This window comes from Corallococcus exercitus, assembly GCF_003611585.1.
GTDB classification, from domain to species: domain Bacteria; phylum Myxococcota; class Myxococcia; order Myxococcales; family Myxococcaceae; genus Corallococcus; species Corallococcus exercitus.
The window spans coordinates 1-22,251 of record NZ_RAVW01000057.1; the positions used below are offsets into that span (position 1 = coordinate 1).

Here is a 22,251-nt window from a genome sequence, read left to right on the forward strand (position 1 = left end):
GACCCCAGGCGCCTCCCGCGCCGCTGGTGCTCGCGGGGCCGGGGGCGCGGGGGGACTTCGGCGCGTGGCGCTTCCAGGTGGCGGAAGGATCCGCGCCCCCGGGAGTGTTGGCCCTGGTGTTGGAGGAGGGGACGGCGTGGCCACTCACGGTGCGTTCGAGGAAGCAGGGAGATCGCGTCCGGACGCGCGCGGGTCACCGCAAGGTGCAGGACGCGCTGGTGGATGCCCGCGTTCCAGCGGAGGCGCGCGACGCGCAGCCGGTGGTGGTGGACGCGCGCGATGTTCCGCTGTGGCTTCCCGGGGTCGTGCCGCGCTTCGTCGAGCCTGGCGCGGTGGCTTGCCGACACTCGCTGTGGGCATTCCCGCCGGCTTCAAGCGAACGGAAGACCCCTCCGTTATAGAGTCGAAGCTTCGAAACGGGGGATGGTCGCGGTCCCCTAAATAGTTGAGGGCTTTTTGCTGTTGCTGATACGGTCCGTCGCTGGCCTGCACACGGGCGGGCGCCGGGCAACATGACGAAACTCGCCGGGGTTCTTCCTGGCACGGCCCTCATCCCGCCGAGTACCGAAAGGGCAGCTGAAACGTGCGTTCGACCTACAAGACCATCGGGCTCTGGGTCATCCTGATCGTCCTCTTCGTCGCCTTCTACAATTTCTTCTCGCAAGGCAACGAGCAGGTGCAGGAACCGACCTTCACCCAGCTTCTGACCAAGGTGGAGGAGAAGAAGGTCCGGGCCGTCTCCGTCAAGGGCAACACCTACTCCGGCACGTTCAGCGATTCGAACGACAAGTTCCGGACCACGGGTCCCGCTCCGGACGTGGCCGTGCTCAACCAGCTCCGCGCCTCCGGCGTGGACGTGAAGTACGAGCGCGAGGAGCAGAACAGCCTCTGGCTGACCATCCTCGGGCAGTGGATGCCCGTCGTCTTCCTGTTCCTGTTCTTCATCTTCTTCATGCGCCAGCTCCAGGGCGGCAGCGGCAAGGCGATGACGTTCGGGAAGTCGAAGGCGAAGCTCCTCAGCGAGAGCCACAACAAGGTCACGTTCGCGGACGTGGCCGGCGTGGACGAGTGCAAGGAGGAGCTGGAGGAGATCGTCGCCTTCCTCAAGGACCCCAAGAAGTTCACCAAACTGGGCGGCCGCATCCCCAAGGGCGTCCTGATGATGGGTCCCCCGGGCACGGGCAAGACGCTGCTCGCCCGCGCGGTGGCCGGTGAAGCGGGCGTCCCGTTCTTCTCCATCTCCGGCTCGGACTTCGTGGAGATGTTCGTGGGCGTCGGCGCCAGCCGCGTGCGCGACCTCTTCGAGCAGGGCAAGAAGAACGCCCCCTGCATCATCTTCATCGACGAAATCGACGCCGTGGGCCGCCACCGTGGCGCGGGCCTGGGCGGCGGTCACGACGAGCGCGAGCAGACGCTCAACCAGCTGCTGGTGGAGATGGACGGCTTCGAGTCCAACGACGGCGTCATCCTCATCGCCGCCACCAACCGTCCGGACGTGCTGGACCCGGCGCTCCAGCGCCCGGGCCGCTTCGACCGCCGCATCATCGTTCCCCGTCCGGACCTCAAGGGCCGCCTGGGCGTGCTGAAGGTGCACACCCGCCGCGTGCCGCTGGCCCCGGAAGTGGAGCTGGAGGTCATCGCCCGCGGAACGCCCGGCATGACGGGCGCGGACCTGGAGAACCTGGTCAACGAGTCGGCCCTGATGGCCGCGCGCCAGAACAAGGAGCGCGTGGACCTGGCGGACTTCGAGCAGGCGAAGGACAAGGTCTTCATGGGCCCGGAGCGCCGGTCCATGATCATGACCGACAAGGAGAAGCGGAACACGGCCGTCCACGAGGCCGGCCACGCGCTCCTCGCCAAGCTGCTGCCCGGCTGCGACCCCTTGCACAAGGTCACCATCATCCCGCGTGGTCAGGCCCTGGGTGTCACCTGGAGCTTGCCCACCGAGGACAAGGTGAACGGCTACCGCAAGCAGATCCTCGACCAGATCACCATGGCCATGGGTGGCCGCATCGCCGAAGAGCTCATGTTCAACGAGATGAGCAGCGGCGCGGCGAACGACATCGAGCGTGCGACGGAGACGGCGCGCGCCATGGTGTGCCGCTGGGGCATGAGCGAGAAGATGGGCCCGCTGGCGTTCGGCAAGAGCGACGGTGAGGTCTTCCTGGGCCGCGACTTCAACTCGTCCAAGGACTACTCCGAGGACACCGCCCGGCAGATCGACGCCGAGGTCCGCAGCATCGTCGTGGGCTGCTACACGACCGGCAAGCAGCTGCTGACGGACAAGCTGGACGTGCTCCAGCGCGTGTCCGACGCCCTGGTGGAGTACGAGACGCTCGACGCCGAGGACGTGAACATCATCCTGCAGGGTGGCCAGCTCACCCGTGAGCGCCCGGCCCCGCGCGTGAGCTCCACGCCGAAGCCGACGGAGAAGAAGGACAAGCGGAAGATCCTCGACGCGCTCGAGGGCCTGCCCAACATGGAGCCGAAGAAGGCGTAACGCCTCTCAAGGCTTCCCTCCTGAAGTGACGAAGGCCCTTCCCGCGTACCGGGGAGGGCCTTTTCGTTTGTCCTCGCGCCGCCTGCCTGGTGCCCGGACGGGCTTTGCTCTGAGTGAAATCCAGGCCCCAATCCGGCCCCTCCGCGTTCCCTCGCACCGCGCGCGGCTTCTCCGTGCAGGGCACCGCGAGTGCGTCCCTTCGGTGCAGTCCCGGTGTCCACGAGCGGATTCGCGCTGGCACCGGGGATGCAATTTCCAGGGACCACGGGGCTTGGGAAGGCCTCGTGGGGGACGACACGACAATGCAGACCGGGTGGAAGCGGGGAGCGCAGGGCGTAGCGGCGTTCGCGATGCTGGCGTTGTTGCCACGGTGCGGGGGAGCGACGGGGACGCAGGACGAGATGCAGGACGGGGCGTTGAAGGCGGTGGAGCAGGCGGTGCTGCCCACCGTGTGCCAGCCCCGGAGCTATCTCGACTCGAGGACGCTGGTGGCGGTGGCCGACGCGTCGGTGCGGAATGACCAGCCGGATGTGAACATGAGCACCCAGTCCACGCTGTACGTGGACGCGGCCCCCACGCGCTACCAGTCCTATCTGCGGTTCCAACAGGAAGGGGAGGGGGGCGAGCTCGTCCAGGCGCGACTGCGGCTGTACGCGAAGCAGGGCACGAACACGGGGGTGTCGTTCCATCCGGTGCCAGGAGGCGTCTATCCGCCCGCCGTCACCTGGAACACCCGGCCGACGGAGGGCGCCGCGGTGGCCACCGTGGCTTCCGTCGCCAACGACGCCTGGCTGACGGCGGAGGTGAAGGGCGCGGTGCTCAGCCGCCATACCTTCGACCTGGGCGTCCTCCCGCTGGGAGATGACGGGGCGGAGTTCTCCTCGGAGGAGGCGTCCAACGTTTCGCGCAGGCCACAGCTGGACACGGTCTACCGCTACGACTGGTGCACGTACCGGGGGAGCAGCACGCCCTCGCAGGCCTGGGCGAAGACGTTGGGGGGCACCGCGCGGGAGCGCGCGCGGGCGCTGATCAACCTGCCGGATGGCTCCGGCTTCGTGCTGGGTGGGTCGTACAACGACGGCCCGGCGCAGGCGGGCGGTCCGGCGCTGCCGGGGCCCTCGGGCTTCCTGGTGGCCCGCTTCAACACGGCGGCCCAGCACCAGTGGTCGCGCGCATATGGGGTGGGGCAGCAGGTGGAGCTGGGGGCGATGACGGTGACGCCGGTGGGCAACGTGCTGGTGGTGGGCACCTACCAGGGCAGCCCTGACCTGGGCACCGGCGCGCTGCCGTACATCGATCCCAACACGGGCGCCCTGGGGATGTTCGTGCTGAAGCTGTCGCCCACCGGCAACCCTGTCTGGGCGAACGGCTTCCGCGCGGAGAAGCGGCCCGCATGGGGTGAGGGGCAGGTCTATCCCTCCTTCGTCGTGCCCACCGTCGTCGCCACCGACGCCAACGGGAGCGTCATCGTCGCGGGCCACTTCGAGGGCTACACGAACCTGGGGGGCGGCGAGCTCTACGCGGGCTCGATGAGCGAGGCCACGGATGATCAGACCCAGTCCCTCTTCCTGGTGAAGTACGACTACAACGGCGGCCACCAGTGGTCGCAGGTCTTCGAGACCCTGGACGAGTTCACCGAGGCGAACTCGCTCACCACGGACGCGGCGGGCAACATCCTGATGGGAGGCCGCGGCAACAACCCCGTGCTCGCGACGCCGGGCATGCGCGTGGGGACGGCCTTCGTGGCGCGCTTCACTCCGAGCGGCGCGCCGGTGTGGGGCTACGGACTGAAGGGCGCTGTCGGCCGCATCCGCGGTCTCGCGTTCCTGCCCGACGGGGGCGTGGCGTTCGCGGGGGGCTTCAACGGGACGTTCACCTTCCAGGGCCAGACGTATTCGAGCCATGACCCCATGCATGACGTGCGGCCGGATGACGGCGTGTTCGGCACGCTCACCGCGTCCAGCGGCGAGGGCTGGGTGCGCGTGCTGACGACCCAGCCCAGCGGAGACGTGGCCGAGCAGGTGGCGGTGGATGGCGCGGGCAACATCGTGGTGAACGGCGTCGTGTCGGCGGTCACGTTCGACTTCGGCGGAGGAGCGCTGGGCACGCCGGGCCTTCCCCGGACCCAGCCGTTCCGGTTCGTGGCCAGCTTCAGCCCCACGGGGAGCCACCGCTGGTCGCGCATGCTGGGGCCCCAGGTGTCCAGCGCGTTCATGGCGGTGTCCCCCGACGGCTCCACCCGGCTGGGCTTCACGTTCGAGGGCTCCACGCCGGTGGGCGCCACGACGTTCGTCTCTTCAGGGCAGACGGACATGGGGCTCATCCAGTTCGCGCCGTAGGCGCTGGCGCGTGACGCAGTGACGTGCCGGGCCCGGTGCCTTCCTCGCGAGGCGCCGGGCCCCGTGCGCGTTCCTGCCGTCCTCCCTTCCCTGGACCGGGGGAAGCGGCGACACTGACCCCTCGCCGCCCTCACGCTCTTGAAGGGGTCCTGACCGTGCTGCGCGCCCGCCTCATCTCCCGTGACCGTTCCGACGACCTGTCGCTGGTCCTCCGCCGCCTGAACCTGTCCCCGCGCAACCGCGAACGCCTGACGCGCGAGCTGGGCTACGCGCACGTGCTCGTCACCGGGGGCCGTCCCTCCTACGAGGAGGAGCTGGTCCCGCCGTACGGCTCCAAGGAGCGGGAGAAGCTGCCCACCTGGACGCCGGGCGGACACGTGGACCATCCCGGCGAGGTGCTGCTGTCCGGCAGCCGCCAGCAGTTCGACCGGCTGATCTCCCTGGCCAGAAAATCCCCCCGCACGGACGGCCTGGCGCGCGTGCTGGAGGAGGTGCTGTCGCCCCCGCCCAGGCCGGCGCTGACCCTGAGCGGGCGCCGGTTCGAGTGGGGCACGCGCACGTACCTCATGGGCGTGGTGAACGTGACGCCGGACAGCTTCTCCGACGGCGGCAGCTTCGCGGACGCCTCCAGCGCGGTGGAGCACGCGCTGAAGCTGGTGGACGCGGGCGCGGACATCCTGGACGTAGGCGGCGAGTCCACCCGGCCGGGCTCCCTGCCGGTGTCCGCGGAGGAGGAGCTGTCGCGCATCCTCTCCGTGGTGGAGAGCATCAAGCGCCGCTCCACCGTGCCCATCTCCGTGGACACGATGAAGGCGGCCGTCGCGAAGGAGGCGCTCAAGGCCGGTGCCCACCTCATCAACGACGTCACCGGCTTCCACTCGGACCCGGCGCTGGCCGGCGTGGTGGCGGCCGCGGGCGCCGCGTGTTGCCTGATGCACACCCAGGGCATGCCGAAGACGATGCAGCAGGCCCCCCGCTACGACGACGTGGTGGGCGAGGTGATGGACTACCTGGAGGAGGGGATGTTCCAGGCCACCGAGGCGGGCATCCCTCGCGAGCGCATCCTGCTGGACCCGGGCATCGGGTTCGGCAAGACGCTGGAGCACAACCTCTTCCTGCTGCGCCGGCTGGAGGAGCTGCGCGGGCTGGGGCAGCCCCTGCTGGTGGGCACCAGCCGCAAGTCCTTCCTGGGGAAGCTGACGGGCGGCAAGGGCCCCCAGGAGCGCCTGGCGGCCACCCTGGGCTCCGTGGCCGCCATGGCCGTCCTGGGCGGCGCGGACGTGGTGCGGGTGCACGACGTGGGAGAGGCCCGGGACGCGTTGGCGGTGGCGGACGCCATCCGGCGGGCCCGGGGTGGCGGCGACCTGTATGGCGGCTGACGCGGACAAGCCCTGGCGTCGGAGGTGTTCAGGTCCGCACGCCCGGGCGCTTGCCTGGGTGGCACCGCATCCCTAGCTTCGGGCCCACGTGCCGGACGGGGTATAAGCCCCCGGACGCGAGTGGCCGGAGCCCTTCCGGCAATGGGAAAGGTGGAGCGGCACACATGGCGTACAGGATGGACATGCCCCCCAAGGAAGCGCAGAAGACGGAGCGGCTGTTCGGAACGGATGGCGTCCGCGGCGTCGCCAACGTCTATCCGATGACGGCCGAGGTCGCGATGAAGCTCGGGCGCGCCCTGGCGTACCTCATCCGCAACGGTCCGCACCGCCACCGCGTCATCGTGGGCAAGGACACGCGACTGTCCGGCTACATGCTGGAGCAGGCGCTGTCCGCCGGCCTCATCTCCATGGGTGTCGACGTGGAGCAGGTGGGCCCGCTGCCCACGCCTGGCATCTCCAACCTCACCACGTCCATGCGCGCGGACGCGGGCGCCGTCATCTCGGCGTCCCACAACCCGTACCAGGACAACGGCATCAAGTTCTTCTGGCGCGACGGCTTCAAGCTGCCGGACGAGACCGAGGCCAAGATTGAAGAGCTGGTCTCCAGCGGCGAGATCGACAACATCCGCCCCACGGCGACCAAGATTGGCCGGGCCATCCGCCTGGACGACGCGCGGGGCCGCTACATCGTCTACCTGAAGGCCACGTTCCCGCGCGAGCTGACGCTGGAGGGCATGACCATCGTGGTGGACTGCGCCAACGGCGCGGCGTACCGCACGGCGCCGTCGGTGCTGGAGGAGCTGGGCGCGAAGGTCATCGCGCTGGGCGTGTCCCCGGACGGCAAGAACATCAACCACAAGTGCGGCGCGCTCCACCCGGAGGGCCTGTCCAAGGCCGTGGTGAAGCACGGCGCGCACCTGGGCATCGCGCTGGACGGCGACGCGGACCGCCTCATCGTCGTGGACGAGAAGGGCAACGTCGTGGACGGCGATGCCATCATGGCCATCTGCACGGGTGAGCTCGTCGCGCGCAAGGAGCTGAAGAAGAAGACGCTCGTCTCCACGGTGATGAGCAACATCGGCCTGGAGCGCGCGGTGGCGCAGTGGGGTGTGAAGGTGGTCCGCACGCGCGTCGGTGACCGGCACGTCGTGGACGAGATGCGCCGCAACGGCTACAGCCTGGGCGGCGAGCAGAGCGGCCACCTCATCTTCCTCAACCACACCACCACGGGCGACGGCACGCTCGCGGCGCTGCAGCTGCTGGCCGTCATGTGCCGCCAGCAGAAGCCGCTGTCGGAGCTGGCCTCCATCTTCCAGCCGGTGCCGCAGACGCTGCTCAACGTCGTCGTGAAGCAGAAGAAGGAGCTGGGGGAGCTGCCCACGGTGATGAAGGCCATCAAGAACGTGGAGCAGAAGCTGGGCAGCGCCGGCCGCGTGCTGGTGCGCTTCTCCGGCACGGAGCCCAAGGCCCGCGTCCTGATTGAAGGCGAGGACGCGGCGCGCAACGAGGCGTACGCCCGCGAAATCGTCGAGGCGCTCTCCAAGGCGCTCAACGGCTAGCGACAGCGGTTGACTTCCGGACGCCGGCCACGAATAGAGGGGCCGGCGCGGTCCCGGGTCCCTGGACAATCCCGCACCGCGCCAGCGCAAGGAGCGGGACGATGGGACAGCGACTGGGTGTCAACGTGGATCACGTGGCGACGCTGCGTCAGGCGCGGCGCACCGTGTATCCGGATCCGGTGACGGCCGCGGCGATGGCGGAGCTGGCCGGCGCCCGGCAGATCACCATCCACCTGCGCGAGGACCGGCGCCACATCCAGGACCGGGACCTGCGCATCCTCCGCGACACGGTGCAGACCCTCCTCAACCTGGAGATGGCCGCCACCGCAGAGATGGTGAAGATCGCCTACGAGTACAAGCCGGACGTGGTGACGCTCGTCCCCGAGCGGCGCGAGGAACTCACCACCGAGGGCGGCCTGGAGGTGGCGGGCCAGCGCGAGTCCATCGCGAAGATCATCAAGAACCTCAAGGACGGGGAGATCGCCGTCTCGCTGTTCATCGACCCGGACCTGGACCAGGTGCGCGCGGCGCACAAGGTGAACGCGGACCGGATTGAGTTGCACACGGGCCGCTACTGCGAGGCGCGCAACGAGAAGGAGCGCGCGCGGGAGCTGGCGCGCATCGTGGACGCGGCCAAGGCGAGCGCCAAGCTGGGCATGGGCGTCGCCGCGGGCCACGGGCTCAACTACGACAACGTGCAGGCCATCGCGCGCATCCAGGAGATCGACGAGCTCAACATCGGGCACGCCATCGTGGCGCGCGCGGTGCTGGTGGGCTTCGAGCGCGCGGTGCGCGAGATGCTCGAACTGATGCGCGACCCGGGGTAGCCGGCCATGTCCATCGTCGGCCTGGGGTTGGATCTCTGCTCCATCGAGCGCATCCAGCGCATCCTGGACGGTCCTCGCGCGGAGGCGTTCCTCGCGCGCGTGTACACCGACGGGGAGCGGGCCTACTGCGCTCCCCGGCATGACGCGGCCAGCGCGTACGCGGCGAGGTTCGCGGCGAAGGAGGCGCTGGTGAAGGCGATGGGCGTGCCGCCCGGCGTGAAGTGGCGGGACATGGAGGTGGTGCGCGAGGGCGGTCCGCCGCGCTTCGTGCTCTCCGGCGTGGCCCGTGAGGTGATGGAAGCGCGAGGGTGGGAGGCGATGCTCGCGCTCACCCATGATGCCGGCGTGGCCGCGGCCACGGTGGTGCTCCAGACGAAGTAGGGAGGTTGGAAGCCATGCAGCGCGTGCTCACCGCCGTCCAGATGCGTGAGGCCGAGAAGGCCGCCCAGGACCAACATGGGATGCCGTCCGGGTTGTTGATGGAGAACGCGGGCCGCGCGCTCGCGGAGGCCGCCCGGAGCATCGCGGGCCCGGGCGGGCGCTTCACGGTGCTGTGCGGCCCCGGCAACAACGGCGGGGACGGCCTGGTCGCCGCGCGCTTCCTGCTGGAGGGGGGCGCCCGCGTGGTGGTGTCGCTGGTGGGGGACACCGGGAAGCTCACCCCGGAGGCGAAGCGCAACCTCCAGGCGCTGGAGGGCTTCGGTGAGTCGCCGCGCGCTTTTGAAGTGCTGCCGGAGGCGGGCCCGGGCGACGTGGTGGTGGACGCCCTCTTCGGCACCGGCTTGAAGCGCGCGCCGGAGGGCGTCTTCGCGGACGCCATTGGCACCGTGGCGCGGTGGCGGCGCGCGGGGGCGAAGGTGGTGGCCGCGGACGTGCCTTCCGGCCTGCAGAGCGACACGGCGGAGCCCTTCTCGCCGTGCGTGGAGGCGGACGTCACGGTGGCCTTCGGCTTCGTGAAGCCCGCGCACGAACTGGAGCCCGGCGCTTCGCTGTGCGGCGACGTGCGGCGCGTGGACATCGGCCTGGGCGGGGAGTCCACGCGCGCGGTGTCCGGGGCGGAGCTGTTCCGCGTGGAGGAGAAGGACGCGCGCGACGCGCTGCCGAAGCGCCGCGCGGATTCGCACAAGGGCACCTACGGCCACGTGCTGGTGGTGGCGGGCAGCCCGGGCAAGACGGGCGCGGCGGCGATGGTGGCCCTGGCCGCGCTGCGCAGCGGGGCGGGGCTGGTCACGGTGGCCACGCGCGCGGAGGCGCTGCCCTGGGTGATGGCGCACTCGCCGGAGATCATGGGCGTCCCGCTGCCCGGTGAAGGCCCGCTGGGCAAGGGCGACCTGGAGGCGCTGAAGGCCGCGCTGGAGGGCAAGGACGCGCTGGTGATGGGGCCGGGCATTCCCCGGGGGCCGGAGACGGGCGCGCTGATTGGCGACCTGCTGGCGTCGGTGGAGGTGCCCGCGGTGCTGGACGCGGACGCGCTCAACGCGGTGGCGGAGGACCTCACGGTGCTGCGGCGGGCGAAGGGGCCCGTGCTGCTCACGCCGCACCCCGGGGAGATGGCGCGGCTGTGGGGCCGGACGACGAAGGACGTGCAGGCGCACCGTGTGGGCGTGGCGCTCAACATGGCCACGTCGCTCAACGTCACGGTGGTGCTCAAGGGCTCGCGCACGCTCATCGCGGAGGCGGGCGGGCGCGTGTACATCAACCCCACGGGCAACGCGGGGATGGCCACGGGCGGCACGGGCGACGTGCTGTCGGGCGTGTGCGGCTCGCTGCTCGCGCAGGGCATCCCGCTGCCCAGGGCCGCGCGGACGGCCGTCTACGCGCACGGGCTGGCGGGCGACCTGATGGCGCAGCAGCGCGGGCTGATGGGCCTCATCGCCACGGACCTCCTGGTGGGCCTGGGCCACGTCTGGGTGCGGTGGGAGCGATGAGCAACGCGGAGCAGCCCACGCGCTCGCGGCGGCTCGTGTCTCCTTCGCCGGAGGAGACGCACCGGCTGGGCGTGAAGCTGGGACAGCTGCTCCAGCCCGGGGACTTCGTGGGGCTGATTGGCGATTTGGGCGCGGGCAAGACGCACCTGGTGCGCGGCGTGGCGGAAGGGGCGGGCGTGGCGCAGTCCGAGGTGGCCAGCCCCACCTTCGCCATCGTGTACCCGTACGAGGGCCGCATCCCGCTGTACCACGCGGACCTCTACCGCCTGACGGACTACGACGAGCTGTACGCCACCGGGTTCCTGGACCTGGTGGGCGGCGACCACGCGATGCTGGTGGAGTGGTTGGATCGCATCCCCCAGGCCGCGCCGCGCGACTTCCTGCGCGTCACGCTCCGCCATGAGGGCGAGGACGCGCGGAGCCTCGACGTGGAGGCCTTCGGCGCGCGTCCCGCGGCACTGCTTGACGCGTGGCTGGGCTGATCAGGCCACGGAGTGCGGCTCTTGCGGCCGCGGGTTCAGCACCCCGTCCGCCAGCGTCTGCACCTTCCAGCGGTGGAACACGAGCCGCGAGTCCACGCCCACCACGTCCTCTTCATCCACGGGCACCCAGTGGGGCCCGCCGCACAGCGACTCGCTGGCGATGAGGAACTGCTGGAGCGGCACGCCCGTGTTCGGCGGCCGCAGGGACTCCGGGCAACCGCCCATGCCGGACGAGATGAAGAGGGTGCGGTTGCGGCGCGTGGCCACCATCGCCTCGCCGTCCGTGACGAGGAAGTTCATCGCGGAGCGCTCCTTCGGCTCGCGGCTTCCCGGCACGTCCGTCATCGTGGACACGAGCGTCATCGTCTCCGCGAGCGCCTGCGCCATCGCCTCCACGCTCACCGTGCCGTCGAGCGGCCCGCGCGCCGACAGCCGCGTCAGGAACAGGTAGAAGCAGCGCTCGCTGTCCGTGGTGCCCTTGATGTTGACGCGCAGCCCCGGGTGGATGAGCGCTTCCACGGCGGCCTTGTGCTTCGCGAACTCGCGCAGCGTGCCGTTGTGCACGAAGGACCAGCGGCCGAAGTAGAACGGGTGCGAGTTGCGCAGCTCCACCGCGCCCACGCTGGCCTGTCGGATGTGCGCCACCACGGTGCGCGCGGACACCTGGCTGGACACGCGCTCGAAGTCAGGGTCGCTGTGCGCGGGCCCTACGCCGTGCGCGACGAGCGGGGAGCACTCCTGACCATAGGTGGCGATGCCCCAACCGTCCTTGTGCTCACGGGACTGGATGAGGAGGGAATTCCTCTCCGTGACCAGGGCGGTGTGGACAGCGGCGGGAACGGCGCTTCTGAATCCAAATAATCGGCACATGGTGGCAGCTGATCTCTACAACGGCCGGCCCACGAGGGAAGTTCCACCTGCCCCCTTGGCCGATGCCAGTTGTTCAGCGGCATCCACTCAGGGGCAGTGATTCATTCGCGCGCGAAACACCACGCGTCCACCCTTCACCACCACGCGCGCGTGACTGATACCCAGATGATAAGGCAGGTGCCGGTAGCCGCGACAGGAGAACACCACCAGGTCGCCCGCATCACCCACGGCCAGTCGCCCCTGCCGTTGCAACCCCAAGCATTGCGCGGCCCCTCGGGTGGCGGCCCAGTAGGCTTCCGCGGCCGACAGCCCGTTCTCCAGGCAGGCGAGCCCCAGCACCAGGGCCGTGTTCTCCGTCATGGAAGAACCGGGATTCACGTTTGAACCCAAAGCAATGTTGACGCCCGCGTCGCGCAGCTTCCGGCCGGGCGCGTAGGGGCGCATGCGCAGGAAGAGGGTGGAGGTAGGCACGAGCACGGCGGTGACGTTCGCGGCGGCGAGCGCGCGGATGCCCTCGTCCGTCACCTGCTCCAGGTGGTCCGCGCTGGCGGCACCGACCTCCGCTGCCAGGGCCGAAGCGCCACACGCGGTGAGCTGATCCGCGTGCAGGCGCGGCGTGAGGCCCAGCGCCCTGGCCGCGTTGAGCAGCCGGCGCGACTCGTCCACGGTGAAGGCGCTCTCCTCCGTGAAGACGTCGCAGAAGCGCGCCAGGCCCTCGCGCGCCACGGCGGGCAGGATTTCGTTGATGCAGAGGTCCAGGTATTCGGCGCGGCGGTCCTTGTACTCCGCGGGCACCGCGTGCGCGCACAGCAGCGTGGGCACCAGCTCCAGCGGTGACAGCGCGCCCAGCCGGCGCACCGCGCGCAGCATCTTGAGCTCGTCGTTCAGCGACAGGCCGTAGCCGCTCTTCACCTCGGCGGTGGTCACGCCCTGCGCGAGCAGCCGCTCCAGGCGGGGCAGGGCGAGCGTGGCCAGCTCCTCCTCGCTCGCCGCGCGCGTGGCGCTCACCGTGTTGACGATGCCGCCGCCCGCCTTCGCGATTTCAAGATACGTGGCGCCCTGGTTGCGCAGGTCGAACTCGGCGGAGCGCTCGCCCGCGAAGACCAGGTGCGTGTGCGGATCCACGAAGCCGGGGCCCACGAAGCCGCCCTCGGCGTCGATGACCTCCGTCGCGTCCGTGAGCGCGCCCTTGGGAAGGCCGGACTCCGGGCCCACGTAGGCCACGCGGCCGTCCCTCACGCCAATGCCCGCTCCCGGGCGCGGGGTGAGGGCTGCTTCCGCGGGCTCGCGGTGGGTGCCCTCCACGGTGAGCACCTCGGAGGTGTTGCGCACCCACAGGTCCAGGGCTTCCATGCTCAGCGTCCTCCGCGCGCGCCCATGACGGGCGCATTCCAGCTCGTGTCACCCGAGTGCGCCCGGCCGAAGCCGCCGGACAGCTCCAGCTTCGTGCGCGACTCGCCGAACTTGATCTGCGCCGCCACCACGGCGCCGTAGAAGTACGTCGTCACCTGCGAGCCCGGGTTCACCAGCGACTGCTGCACGCTGAAGAACGGCACCAGGCCCAGCGACATGCCGGGCTCCGGCTGCACGGTGAACGCACAGCTGGCCTCCACGCCGAACAGGCTGCTGGTGGCGGGGCCGAACACAGTGCTGTTGCCGTCACCAAACACGCCGCTCTTGCTGTCGTCGTTTCCCAGGCCGAAGTCGGACGCGCCCCGCACGGCCACGGCCGGGGCCAGCCCCAGCCGCTCCGACCCGATGTAGTACGACAGCCCGGTATAGACGCCGTAGGCGGGCACGGGCAGCCCCACGAACTCGCCCTGCAGGCCCAGGTGCCAGGACAGCCGGTCGCTCACGGGCACCGTCACGGAGCCGTCGATGTCGATGCCCCACTGCTCGTTCTGGAAGGGCTTCGCGTCGCCCTGGAAGGGGCCGTTCGACCCACGCGCGGACAGCTGAGGAGCGTTGAGGCGGGGGCCGGCGCGCAGGCCCAGCTGGAAGAAGTTCCTGTCGGGCATGCCCGGGCCCAGGCGCATCACCATGGGCCCGGCGGTGGTGGGCGTGCAGCCGGCGAGCACCCCCATCACCGCGGTCATCACGAAGGCTCGGACGCGTCGTGGCATCCGGCGCACTCTAGACGACCGCTCGCGATTTTCGATCGGATTGGGAGGGCCGCCGGGTGCCAGCCGGAGAAGGACGGCGCGGGGGCGCTCGCCGTCCGGCCTTGTCTGCGCATGGACCGGGTGACGGGACGCGTCCAGTGACCGGGGCTGGCGGCGCGGACAGACAGCACTCACACGCGTTCGACCGCGACTCGCATTGCACCGGCGCAGGCGTTGGCTTTGGCAGGGATTGCGGGGTTTGGAATTGACGCCTTGCGCTGGCCCATCCTGAAGCAAGACGGATCTGCCTGGGTCTGGCGCAACAGCATGGTGGATGGGTTTGAATCATCCCATTCATGGGTCATGACAAACTCAGCCAACCGGGTGGAATTGACTCCAAGGACAAATCACTGACTTGTGATGAGTGTTTTTTTTGCTTTGATGAATTGCTGACTTGATAGTTCGCGAACTCGTGACCACCGGACGTCACCAGGGGGCGAACGTCTATGCAGGAAGCAACACACACCACGGCAACGCACACGGTCCGCTGGCACGGCTCCATCGATGACATCCCCCGCTCGGATTGGGACCGAATCATTGGCAATGGTTTGACGGTCAAGAGCTGGGTGTTCACGAAGGCCGTGCAACGCTCGGCGCTCGATGCGGTTGAGATACGTTATCTCACCGTCCACCGGGACGGCCGGCTTTCAGGCCTGGCCGCCTGTTTCGTTTTCAAGGTCGACATCGTGATACTGGCGCCGGGAGTGGTTCGGCGTGCGGTTGCCGCGATGCGGAAGGTGTTTCCGTCGCTCCTGTTCCTCAAGCTGTTCTTCGTGGGCTCTCCAATCGCAACCTGCGAAAACCACATGGCCATCGATCCTGCGTTGGCGCCGGAGGCGGCGCGGGATGTCGCCGACCACATGTTCTCGGCGCTATGCGAGGAAGCGCGCCGCGCCGGTTGCTACTTCACCATCGTGAAGGAGATTCCTGATACGTCGTCGGAGTCGTTCGCCGCGACCTTCCGGCACCGCTTCCGCCTGTTCCCCTCGCTGCCAACCAGTCGCATTCCGCTGCTGCCCGGCTCGCTGCCGTTTCCCTCCACCCTGCGCAGGAATTACCGCAAGCGGTTCAAGAGCGCGCTGACGGAGTCCAACCGGGCCGGCCACCGATGGGAGGTGCTGGAACACTATGGCCACCTCAGCGCGGAGTTCCACGCGATGTACCTGGCGGTCTATGACCGCAGCATCAGCAAGTTCGAAAAGCTGACCCCGGAGTTCCTTGCGCGCGTCAATGAAGAGCTGGCCGGGAACAGCGCGCTGCTGACGTGCCGGGACACGGAGGGCCGTCTCATCGCCGCCGCTGTCATGGTGTTCGACGAGGAGCGGTTGGTGCCGCTCTATCTGGGGTTGGACTACTCCCAGACCCAGAACACGGCGGTCTATTACAACGTCATCTTCCGTGCCGTACTGGAGGCCGAACGCCGGGGCATGCGCTGCGTCGTCCTTGGCCAGAGCGCCTACGACGCGAAGGCAAAATCCGGCGCGATCTTCGAGCCCCTGCAGTTGGGCCTGCATTCCAACCACCGCTGGGGCCGCTGGCTCATCCGGTGGGTGTTTGGCTCCTTGTTCCGCGAAACGCCGCTGCCGCTCACCGTTCACAACGAGGCTGCGCTGGCGGACCCCTGTTTCACCGCTGCCTGCCAGGGTTAGTGCGCCCGCGGCTGCGTCGTGGCTGCACCGCTTCGCGTATCACCCCAACCCTTCTCCAGGGAGACTTCAGTCTTGGATGACACCGGATATCATTATTTCATTGACGCCAAGTTGCGCTCGTCCGACCTGCTGTTCAACCGGGTCGCACTGCAGCAGTTGTTCGCCAAGGCGCTTCGCTCTTTCAGTGTGATTGGCTTTCTGGACCACAAGTTTGGTGAAGGCGGTGGCGTCACCGGCATCTTCCTTCTGGCCGAATCGCACTGCTCCTACCACACCTATCCGGAGTCGCGTTACATCGCGATCGACGTGTTCACCTGCGGCCGCGAGCCCAGTGAGGTCATCCTCGAACTGCTGGAGCAGCTCGACTGCGAACACCATGTCGCCCGCTACCAGGGACGTGGCTCCTCAGTCATCGCGGCGGCGGCTCCGCCTGCCACCGAGGCTGTTCTCCTGGAGGGATAGCCCATGCCGAGCACTCCAGAAATCGGCGCCTTCATCGACGAGCTGACTGGCCATACAGGCCTGACCGCCGAGTTGCTTCCGTCGTGCGACGCGCGGTTGCGTCCCGTGTCCAACCTGCTGGAGACCTTCTACGACGGCAACGGACAGGGCTATCTCAACGACGCCGCGCACCGGGGGCTCGATGCCCGGCTCGCGCTGACCGCACGCAGCACGAGCATCGTCGTGCGCGATCCGTCCGGCCGGATCCTGTCGACCGTACGCATGACGCCGTTCGCCTTCGAAGCCAGCGAACTGGTCGGTGACGCGTTGGACACCTGCGAGTACAGCAACCACATCGAGCTGAGCCGTCTCGTGTCCTGGCGGAGCGACGAGTACCGCACGCTGCCCACCACGCTGCTGCTGGCCCGGGCGCTGTGCTGGGCCGCCCGTGAACATGCCGGCTTCGTCGCGCTGGCCAAGCTGCCACAACGGCGCGTCTTCTCGCGCTTCGGCCTGACAGCAAATCACGACACGCCGCTGGCCCTGCCGCTGCGCCCAGGCGCGGGCTATTGGTTCCTACAGGCGCGGTTCGACGAAATCGTCCAGCACGCCGGACGCCAGATCGAGCGCCTCCACGCAGCAGATCCCCTGTTCAAGCCAGAAAGCACATCCCCATGATGAATACAGACTCGAAGTTCGCGGCGCTCGAAGAGCGCGTGACCGCCACCTGGAGCGAGGTCCTCGGCGCATCGCCGCTGGCCAGGGCCATCCGCACCGGGGAGTTCACGCCCGAGCTGTACATGATCTACATGCTCGAGACCTACCACTACACCGCGCACAACGCTCGCAACCAGGCGCTGGTGGGGCTCGTCCATAACGAGAACCCGGTCTACATGAAGTTCTGCTTCGAGCACGCGGCGGAAGAGGCCGGCCACGAGCTGATGGCGCTGCATGACCTGCGCTCGTTGGGCCGCACAGGCGCAGCGCTGGTGCCACCGCAGCCATTGCCGGAGACGGAGACGCTGATCGCCTACCTGTACTGGGTTTCGCGCAGCGGCAATCCGGTGCGCCGGCTGGGCTACAGCTTCTGGGCGGAGAGTTCGTACAAGCACATCAACCCGCTGGTCGGCCGCGTCAAGCAGCAACTGGGGTTGAAGGACAGCCAGCTGACCTTCTTCGTGGCGCATTCGAGCATCGACGAGGCGCATGCGGAAGAGGTTCGCACGGTCATCGAGCGCGTCGCGAAGACGGACGAGGACTGGGAGGCGATCACCGAGACGGCGGAGACCTCGCTGCGCCTCACCGGCCGCATGCTCGATGCCGTGCATGGCGAGTTCCGGAAGCTGATGGGCGGCGAAAAGAGCCGCTATGTCGCCGCGCGTGAGGCCCTCTTCGGCACGGCCGGCTGACGGGCGGAAAGACAATCATGACCACGTACTTCAAACACCTGAACTACACGCTGGGCGACGAGGACGCGCAGGCGGAGATGGACATGCTGCAGCCACATGCCCAGCACGTGCTCGCCATCGCGGATTGTGGCAGCCGCATCGTGCCCTTGCTGGCCAAGGCGCCCGCCCGGGTGACCTGCGTCGACATCTCCCCCGAGCAGCTCGCGGTCGCCCGCTTGCGGCTGGCCCTCTTGCGAACGGTAGACGCCACGGTCTACAGCGACTTCCTGGGCTACACGGGCAACATGGCCCCCTCGGAGCGCCAGGCGCTGTTCCGGCGGCTGCCGTTGGAAGCACGCGACGCGGCCGTCCTCGAGCAGATGATGGAGCGCATCCAATGGGGATGTCTCGTCTACGAGGGCAAATTCGAGCGCATGCTCATCATGCTGTCGAAGGTCACGCGGGCGGTGCTGGGCTCAGCCTGCGACCGGCTCTTCGAGCACGACAGCGTGGCTGCCCAAGCGGCGTACTTCCGCGACGAGTTTCCTCACTTCCGGTGGAAGGCAGTGCTGGGCCTGCTCGGAAACTCCAACGCGCTCAACTCGCTGCTCTATAAGGGCGATTTTCCGGAAAAGAATATTCCGAAGTCCTACTTCCGGATCTACGCCGACATCTTCGACCGGCTGATCACCGGCATGCCCGCGCGCGAGAGTTTCTTCCTGCAGCTGATCTTCCTGGGCCGCATCCGCTACCGGGAGGGTCTGCCAATCGAGTGCCGCGCTGACGTGTACGAGCAGGCGCAGCGGCACATCCGAGACTGCGACGTGCGGTTCGTGGAAGGCGATGTGTTGCAATCCTTCGGCGCGACCGGCGGCGGCATCGACTTCCTGTCGCTGTCGGACGTGCCGTCGTTCCTCCCCGACGATCTGGCCGCACGGTGCCTGCAGCTGGCGCATTCACACATGCGTCGCGGCGGCCTTGCCGTCATCCGCGGCCATGTGCGTTTGGTCAAACCCGACTTGACCGGCTATGTCGACGTCTCCGACCGATACAAGGGCATCGTCGACCGCGAGACCACGGGCCTGTGGCACATCCACTCGTACCAGGTCGCTCCGGATCGAGTCGACCGAGCGTGAGCGCCCAGGCCCCAGCGACCCTCGCCGCGGCGGATGCTGAAACGCCCGCGTTCGCCGACGGCGAGCTCCACGTCCGGCTGGTCTCCACGGCCACCGACTGGCATCACGCCCTGTGGGATGAACGCGGGGCCCTTCGCCATCCACTGAAGGACACCGGCTTCCTGCAAGCGCTCGAGCACGCCTACCCTGAACGGAGATGCCGCTATGTGGAGGTGCGGCGTGGCGAGCAGGTGGTCGCCCAGTTCCTGCTGAATGAGGACGTCCTCGATTCCACGATGTTCGCGTCGCCTCGAGTGAAGGCGGCGGTTGGCTGGGTCAGGCGCATCGTGCCCGGCTTCCTACGAATTCGCGTGGCCACCGTGGGCACGATGGACACCAGCGGCGCCCACTGGTGGCATGAGGCCGGGGCCGTGGAGCCCGACGCATTCTGCCGCCTGGTGCAACGCGCGGCGAAGGCCGCCTTCCCCCGGGCGCACCTCCTGCTGTTCCGCGATGTGCTCGACAGCGATCCTGTCTCTGGCGCGCTGGCCCTCCAGTTCGAGAGCGCCGGGTTCCGGCGCGTCCAGGGGCTGCCGATCGCCTCGGTCCGCTCCCACGGCGATGCCGGGGCTCACTACGCCTCACTGAATCGGAAGGTGCGGGCGTTCATCCGGAAGATGCCCGGGCTCGCGGCGGAGCACGGGCTGCGCCTCGAGGTGGCCGCACGGCCGCTCGACCATCTCGAGGAAGCCTATGCGCTGTTCCTGAACGTGTCGCGTCGCGCCAAGGAAGTGCAGCGGGAGCCCGTGCCACTCGAATTCTTCCGCCAGCTGCTGCGGCTTCCTGGCTGTCGTATGACAGTCGCCCGTGGCTCGTCCGGTCAGATGGTGGGCTTCATCCTTACGCGGGTTGCTGACGGCGTCGCCAGCCCCGCGTACATCGGGTTGGACTATACGGTCAGCGATGGGGCACGGCTGTATCACCAGCTGCTGTGGTCGGAGATCGCCACCTGCCTCGACGCCGGGGCCGGCGAGGTGGACCTGGGGCTCACCTCGTATTTCGTCAAACAGGGCTTCGGCGCGGTGCTGGACGGCTCCGTGATGCTGGCTCGCTTCCAGCAGGCCATGGTGCATCGCCTGCTAGGCGGGCTGATCCCGCATCTGCTCCACATCGAGCAACCGGCAGCGCGCAGGAAGCGGCCGGGCGTTCCCGCGCCGACGGATGTGAATGCGGACGCGGGTACTCCTGCCGTGGAGTCGAGGCAGGAGCCGGCGGAAGCCTGATGCCGGGCGAACGCTCAGCGTCGAAGTGGAGACGCTCGCGCAAGACCTGCCCCTCGGCGCGCGAGGGGCAGCCGTGTTCCCGTGACCTGTGATTCGTCGTTCAGGCGGTCAGGCCGGGGATGCGCACGCCGCGTTCCTTCGCCACGTCGATGGCCTCCGGGTAGCCCGCGTCCGCGTGGCGCAGCACGCCCATGCCCGGGTCGGACGTGAGCACGCGCTCGATGCGGCGCGCGGCCTCCGGCGTGCCGTCCGCGACGATGACCTGGCCCGCGTGCAGCGAGTAGCCCATGCCCACGCCGCCGCCGTGGTGGAACGACACCCACGACGCGCCGTTCACCGCGTTCACCAGCGCGTTCAGGATGGGCCAGTCCGCCACCGCGTCCGAGCCGTCCTTCATGGCCTCCGTCTCGCGGTTGGGGGACGCCACGCTGCCGCAGTCCAGGTGGTCGCGCCCAATCACGATGGGCGCCTTCACCTCGCCCTTGCGGACCAGCTCGTTGAAGGCGAGGCCCGCCTTGGCGCGCTCGCCGTAGCCCAGCCAGCAGATGCGCGCGGGCAGGCCCTGGAACGCCACGCGCTCCTGGGCCATGTCCAGCCAGCGGTTGAGCGACGCCTTCTGGGGGAAGAGCTCGCGCACCGCGCGGTCCGTGCGGCGGATGTCCTCCGGGTCTCCGGACAGCGCCACCCAGCGGAAGGGCCCCAGGCCCTCGCAGAACAGCGGGCGGATGTACGCGGGCACGAAGCCGGGGAACTCGAAGGCGTTCTGCATCCCGCCCACCTTCGCCTGGCCGCGCAGGTTGTTGCCGTAGTCGAAGACGTGGCTGCCGGCGGCCTGGAAGTCGTTCATGGCCTGCACGTGCATGATCATCGACTCGCGGGCGCGCTTCACGTAGCCCTCCGGGTCGCGCTTGCGCAGCTCCGCGGCGGCCTCCAACGACAGGTCCGTGGGGATGTAGCCGTTGAGCGGATCATGCGCGCTCGTCTGGTCCGTCACGAGGTCCGGCTTGATGCCGCGCTTGTACAGCTCCCGGAACACCGACGCCGCGTTGCCGATGATGGCGATGGAGCGGCCCACGCGCTTTGCTTGCGCGTCCTTCGCCAGCGCCAGCGCCTCATCCAGGTCCTTGGCCACGACGTCCAGGTAGCGCGTCTCCACGCGGCGCTGGGCGCGGTGCGGGTCGATTTCAACGCCCAGGAACACGGCGTTGTTCATGGTCGCGGCCAGGGGCTGCGCGCCGCCCATGCCGCCCAGGCCGCCGGAGAGGATGAGGCGGCCGGCCAGGTCCTCGCTGCCGAAGTGGAAGCGGCCCGCGGCGGCGAAGGTCTCGTAGGTGCCCTGCAGGATGCCCTGCGTGCCGATGTAGATCCACGAGCCGGCCGTCATCTGGCCGTACATCATCAGGCCCTTCTTCTCCAGCTCGTGGAAGTGCTCCCAGTTGGCCCAGTGGCCCACAAGGTTGGAGTTGGCGATGAGCACGCGCGGCGCGTCCGGGTGCGTGCGCAGGATGCCCACGGGCTTGCCGGACTGCACGAGCAGCGTCTCCTCGTCCGTGAGGCTCTGGAGGCTCGAGACGATGCGGTCGAAGGACGGCCAGTCCCGGGCGGCCTTGCCGGTGCCGCCGTAGACGACCAGGTCCCCGGGCTGCTCGGCCACCTCCGGATCGAGGTTGTTCATCAGCATCCGGAGCGCGGCCTCCTGCACCCAGCCCTTGCAGGAGAGGGTGGTGCCGCGAGAGGCGCGGATGATGCGGGACATGCGGAAGACTCCTGGAAAGGGGGCGCCAGGAAGGGGCGCTCGGGCGGGCACCCTAACCGAAGCCCCGGGGCCGCGGGGGACTGCCGTGCATGGACGGCGTCGCCCCGTGCCCCACTGGACGCCGTGCGTCAGTAGTCCTTGCGCGCGTCCACGTAGGCGCTGAAGTGGAACACGTTGGTGGCGTCGTAGAACTTGATGTAGCTGCCCACCGGCTGGTCCAGGCCGTACGCGGTGCCCTGGCAGCCGGTGCAGATGAGCGAGCCGTTGCGGCGGATGTTCCACAGCCCGGTGATGTCGAAGGCGCTGGTCGCGCTCGCGGGCGAACCCACCAGCTCGAAGTCGTACTCGTTGCCGCCCGCGAAGCCGTGGAAGTTGGCGAACGCGGTGTTCGTGGACTGGTTCCAGCTGATGACGGTGTTGGAGCTGGTCACGTTGTAGTGGCCGGTGTTGTCGAAGACGTAGATGCCGTGGCTGGACCAGATGCTGTGGACCACCGGAGCGGCCAGGGCGGGGAGGGACAGGAACAGCGCGGCGACGACGGCGGAACGGAAGGCCTTCATGGGGGTGCCTCCT

The 22,251-nt window shown here is 68.9% G+C and carries 20 protein-coding genes; 15 read left to right on the forward strand and 5 right to left on the reverse strand.

Annotation, left to right across the window (positions count from 1 at the left end):
* From tilS to tsaE, 9 genes are all read left to right on the forward strand, one after another.
* Positions 1-401: tRNA lysidine(34) synthetase TilS (gene tilS, locus D7W79_RS10085; RefSeq protein ID WP_147441873.1), on the forward strand; the 401-nt coding region annotated here is incomplete at its 5' end.
* Between the two features lie 182 nt (positions 402-583).
* The gene (gene ftsH, locus D7W79_RS10090; protein WP_120525141.1) at positions 584-2,500 is read left to right on the forward strand and encodes an ATP-dependent zinc metalloprotease FtsH; all 1,917 of its coding nucleotides are present in this window, start codon (positions 584-586) and stop codon (positions 2,498-2,500) included.
* A 302-nt stretch (positions 2,501-2,802) separates the two neighbouring features.
* Complete coding sequence (locus tag D7W79_RS10095; protein WP_120525142.1) at positions 2,803-4,839, forward strand: CBM96 family carbohydrate-binding protein; 2,037 nt, start codon at positions 2,803-2,805, stop codon at positions 4,837-4,839.
* A 155-nt stretch (positions 4,840-4,994) separates the two neighbouring features.
* Positions 4,995-6,218: a dihydropteroate synthase gene (gene folP / locus D7W79_RS10100; protein WP_120525143.1), complete on the forward strand. Its 1,224-nt coding sequence runs from the start codon at positions 4,995-4,997 to the stop codon at positions 6,216-6,218.
* A gap of 164 nt (positions 6,219-6,382) precedes the next feature.
* Complete coding sequence (gene glmM, locus D7W79_RS10105; RefSeq protein WP_120525144.1) at positions 6,383-7,777, forward strand: phosphoglucosamine mutase; 1,395 nt, start codon at positions 6,383-6,385, stop codon at positions 7,775-7,777.
* 101 nt (positions 7,778-7,878) lie between these two features.
* Complete coding sequence (locus tag D7W79_RS10110; RefSeq protein ID WP_120525145.1) at positions 7,879-8,604, forward strand: pyridoxine 5'-phosphate synthase; 726 nt, start codon at positions 7,879-7,881, stop codon at positions 8,602-8,604.
* Positions 8,605-8,610: 6 nt separating this feature from the next.
* Entirely contained in the window at positions 8,611-8,985 is a 375-nt protein-coding gene (locus tag D7W79_RS10115) for a holo-ACP synthase (protein WP_120525146.1), read from the forward strand.
* Between the two features lie 14 nt (positions 8,986-8,999).
* Positions 9,000-10,532, forward strand: coding sequence for an NAD(P)H-hydrate dehydratase (locus D7W79_RS10120; protein WP_120525147.1), 1,533 nt, complete (start codon positions 9,000-9,002; stop codon positions 10,530-10,532).
* Positions 10,529-11,014: a tRNA (adenosine(37)-N6)-threonylcarbamoyltransferase complex ATPase subunit type 1 TsaE gene (gene tsaE, locus D7W79_RS10125; protein ID WP_120525148.1), complete on the forward strand. Its 486-nt coding sequence runs from the start codon at positions 10,529-10,531 to the stop codon at positions 11,012-11,014. The genes D7W79_RS10120 and tsaE overlap by 4 nt, the downstream gene beginning before the upstream one ends.
* Here tsaE and D7W79_RS10130 read toward each other — a convergent pair whose 3' ends face one another.
* The 3 genes from D7W79_RS10130 to D7W79_RS10140 all read right to left on the reverse strand — a co-directional run bounded on the left by D7W79_RS10130 (position 11,015) and on the right by D7W79_RS10140 (position 14,007).
* Positions 11,015-11,884, reverse strand: coding sequence for a class II glutamine amidotransferase (locus D7W79_RS10130; protein ID WP_120525149.1), 870 nt, complete (start codon positions 11,882-11,884; stop codon positions 11,015-11,017).
* Positions 11,885-11,971: 87 nt separating this feature from the next.
* On the reverse strand, positions 11,972-13,237 hold the full coding sequence (hutI, locus tag D7W79_RS10135) for an imidazolonepropionase (protein ID WP_120525150.1): 1,266 nt from the start codon (positions 13,235-13,237) through the stop codon (positions 11,972-11,974).
* A gap of 2 nt (positions 13,238-13,239) precedes the next feature.
* Entirely contained in the window at positions 13,240-14,007 is a 768-nt protein-coding gene (locus tag D7W79_RS10140) for a hypothetical protein (RefSeq protein ID WP_120525151.1), read from the reverse strand.
* A gap of 485 nt (positions 14,008-14,492) precedes the next feature.
* Between D7W79_RS10140 and D7W79_RS10145 the strand changes: the two genes are divergently transcribed.
* The 6 genes from D7W79_RS10145 (at position 14,493) to D7W79_RS10170 (ending at position 19,922) form a co-directional block, all read left to right on the forward strand.
* Positions 14,493-15,695, forward strand: coding sequence for a GNAT family N-acetyltransferase (locus D7W79_RS10145; RefSeq protein WP_120525152.1), 1,203 nt, complete (start codon positions 14,493-14,495; stop codon positions 15,693-15,695).
* 72 nt (positions 15,696-15,767) lie between these two features.
* Positions 15,768-16,157: an S-adenosylmethionine decarboxylase gene (gene speD / locus D7W79_RS10150; protein WP_120525153.1), complete on the forward strand. Its 390-nt coding sequence runs from the start codon at positions 15,768-15,770 to the stop codon at positions 16,155-16,157.
* 3 nt (positions 16,158-16,160) lie between these two features.
* On the forward strand, positions 16,161-16,814 hold the full coding sequence (locus D7W79_RS10155) for a hypothetical protein (RefSeq protein ID WP_120525154.1): 654 nt from the start codon (positions 16,161-16,163) through the stop codon (positions 16,812-16,814).
* Positions 16,811-17,545 (forward strand): iron-containing redox enzyme family protein, encoded by a 735-nt coding sequence (locus D7W79_RS10160; protein ID WP_120525155.1) that lies wholly within the window; start codon positions 16,811-16,813, stop codon positions 17,543-17,545. The genes D7W79_RS10155 and D7W79_RS10160 overlap by 4 nt, the downstream gene beginning before the upstream one ends.
* A 17-nt stretch (positions 17,546-17,562) precedes the next feature.
* Positions 17,563-18,660 (forward strand): DUF3419 family protein, encoded by a 1,098-nt coding sequence (locus D7W79_RS10165; protein WP_120525156.1) that lies wholly within the window; start codon positions 17,563-17,565, stop codon positions 18,658-18,660.
* On the forward strand, positions 18,657-19,922 hold the full coding sequence (locus tag D7W79_RS10170) for a GNAT family protein (protein WP_120525157.1): 1,266 nt from the start codon (positions 18,657-18,659) through the stop codon (positions 19,920-19,922). The genes D7W79_RS10165 and D7W79_RS10170 overlap by 4 nt, the downstream gene beginning before the upstream one ends.
* A 100-nt stretch (positions 19,923-20,022) precedes the next feature.
* On the opposite strand, the gene hutU is transcribed toward D7W79_RS10170, so the two are convergent.
* Both hutU and D7W79_RS10180 read right to left on the reverse strand, forming a co-directional pair.
* On the reverse strand, positions 20,023-21,678 hold the full coding sequence (gene hutU, locus D7W79_RS10175) for a urocanate hydratase (protein WP_120525158.1): 1,656 nt from the start codon (positions 21,676-21,678) through the stop codon (positions 20,023-20,025).
* Positions 21,679-21,806: 128 nt separating this feature from the next.
* The gene (locus D7W79_RS10180; RefSeq protein WP_120525159.1) at positions 21,807-22,238 is read right to left on the reverse strand and encodes a hypothetical protein; all 432 of its coding nucleotides are present in this window, start codon (positions 22,236-22,238) and stop codon (positions 21,807-21,809) included.
* Between the last annotated feature and the right edge of the window lie 13 nt (positions 22,239-22,251).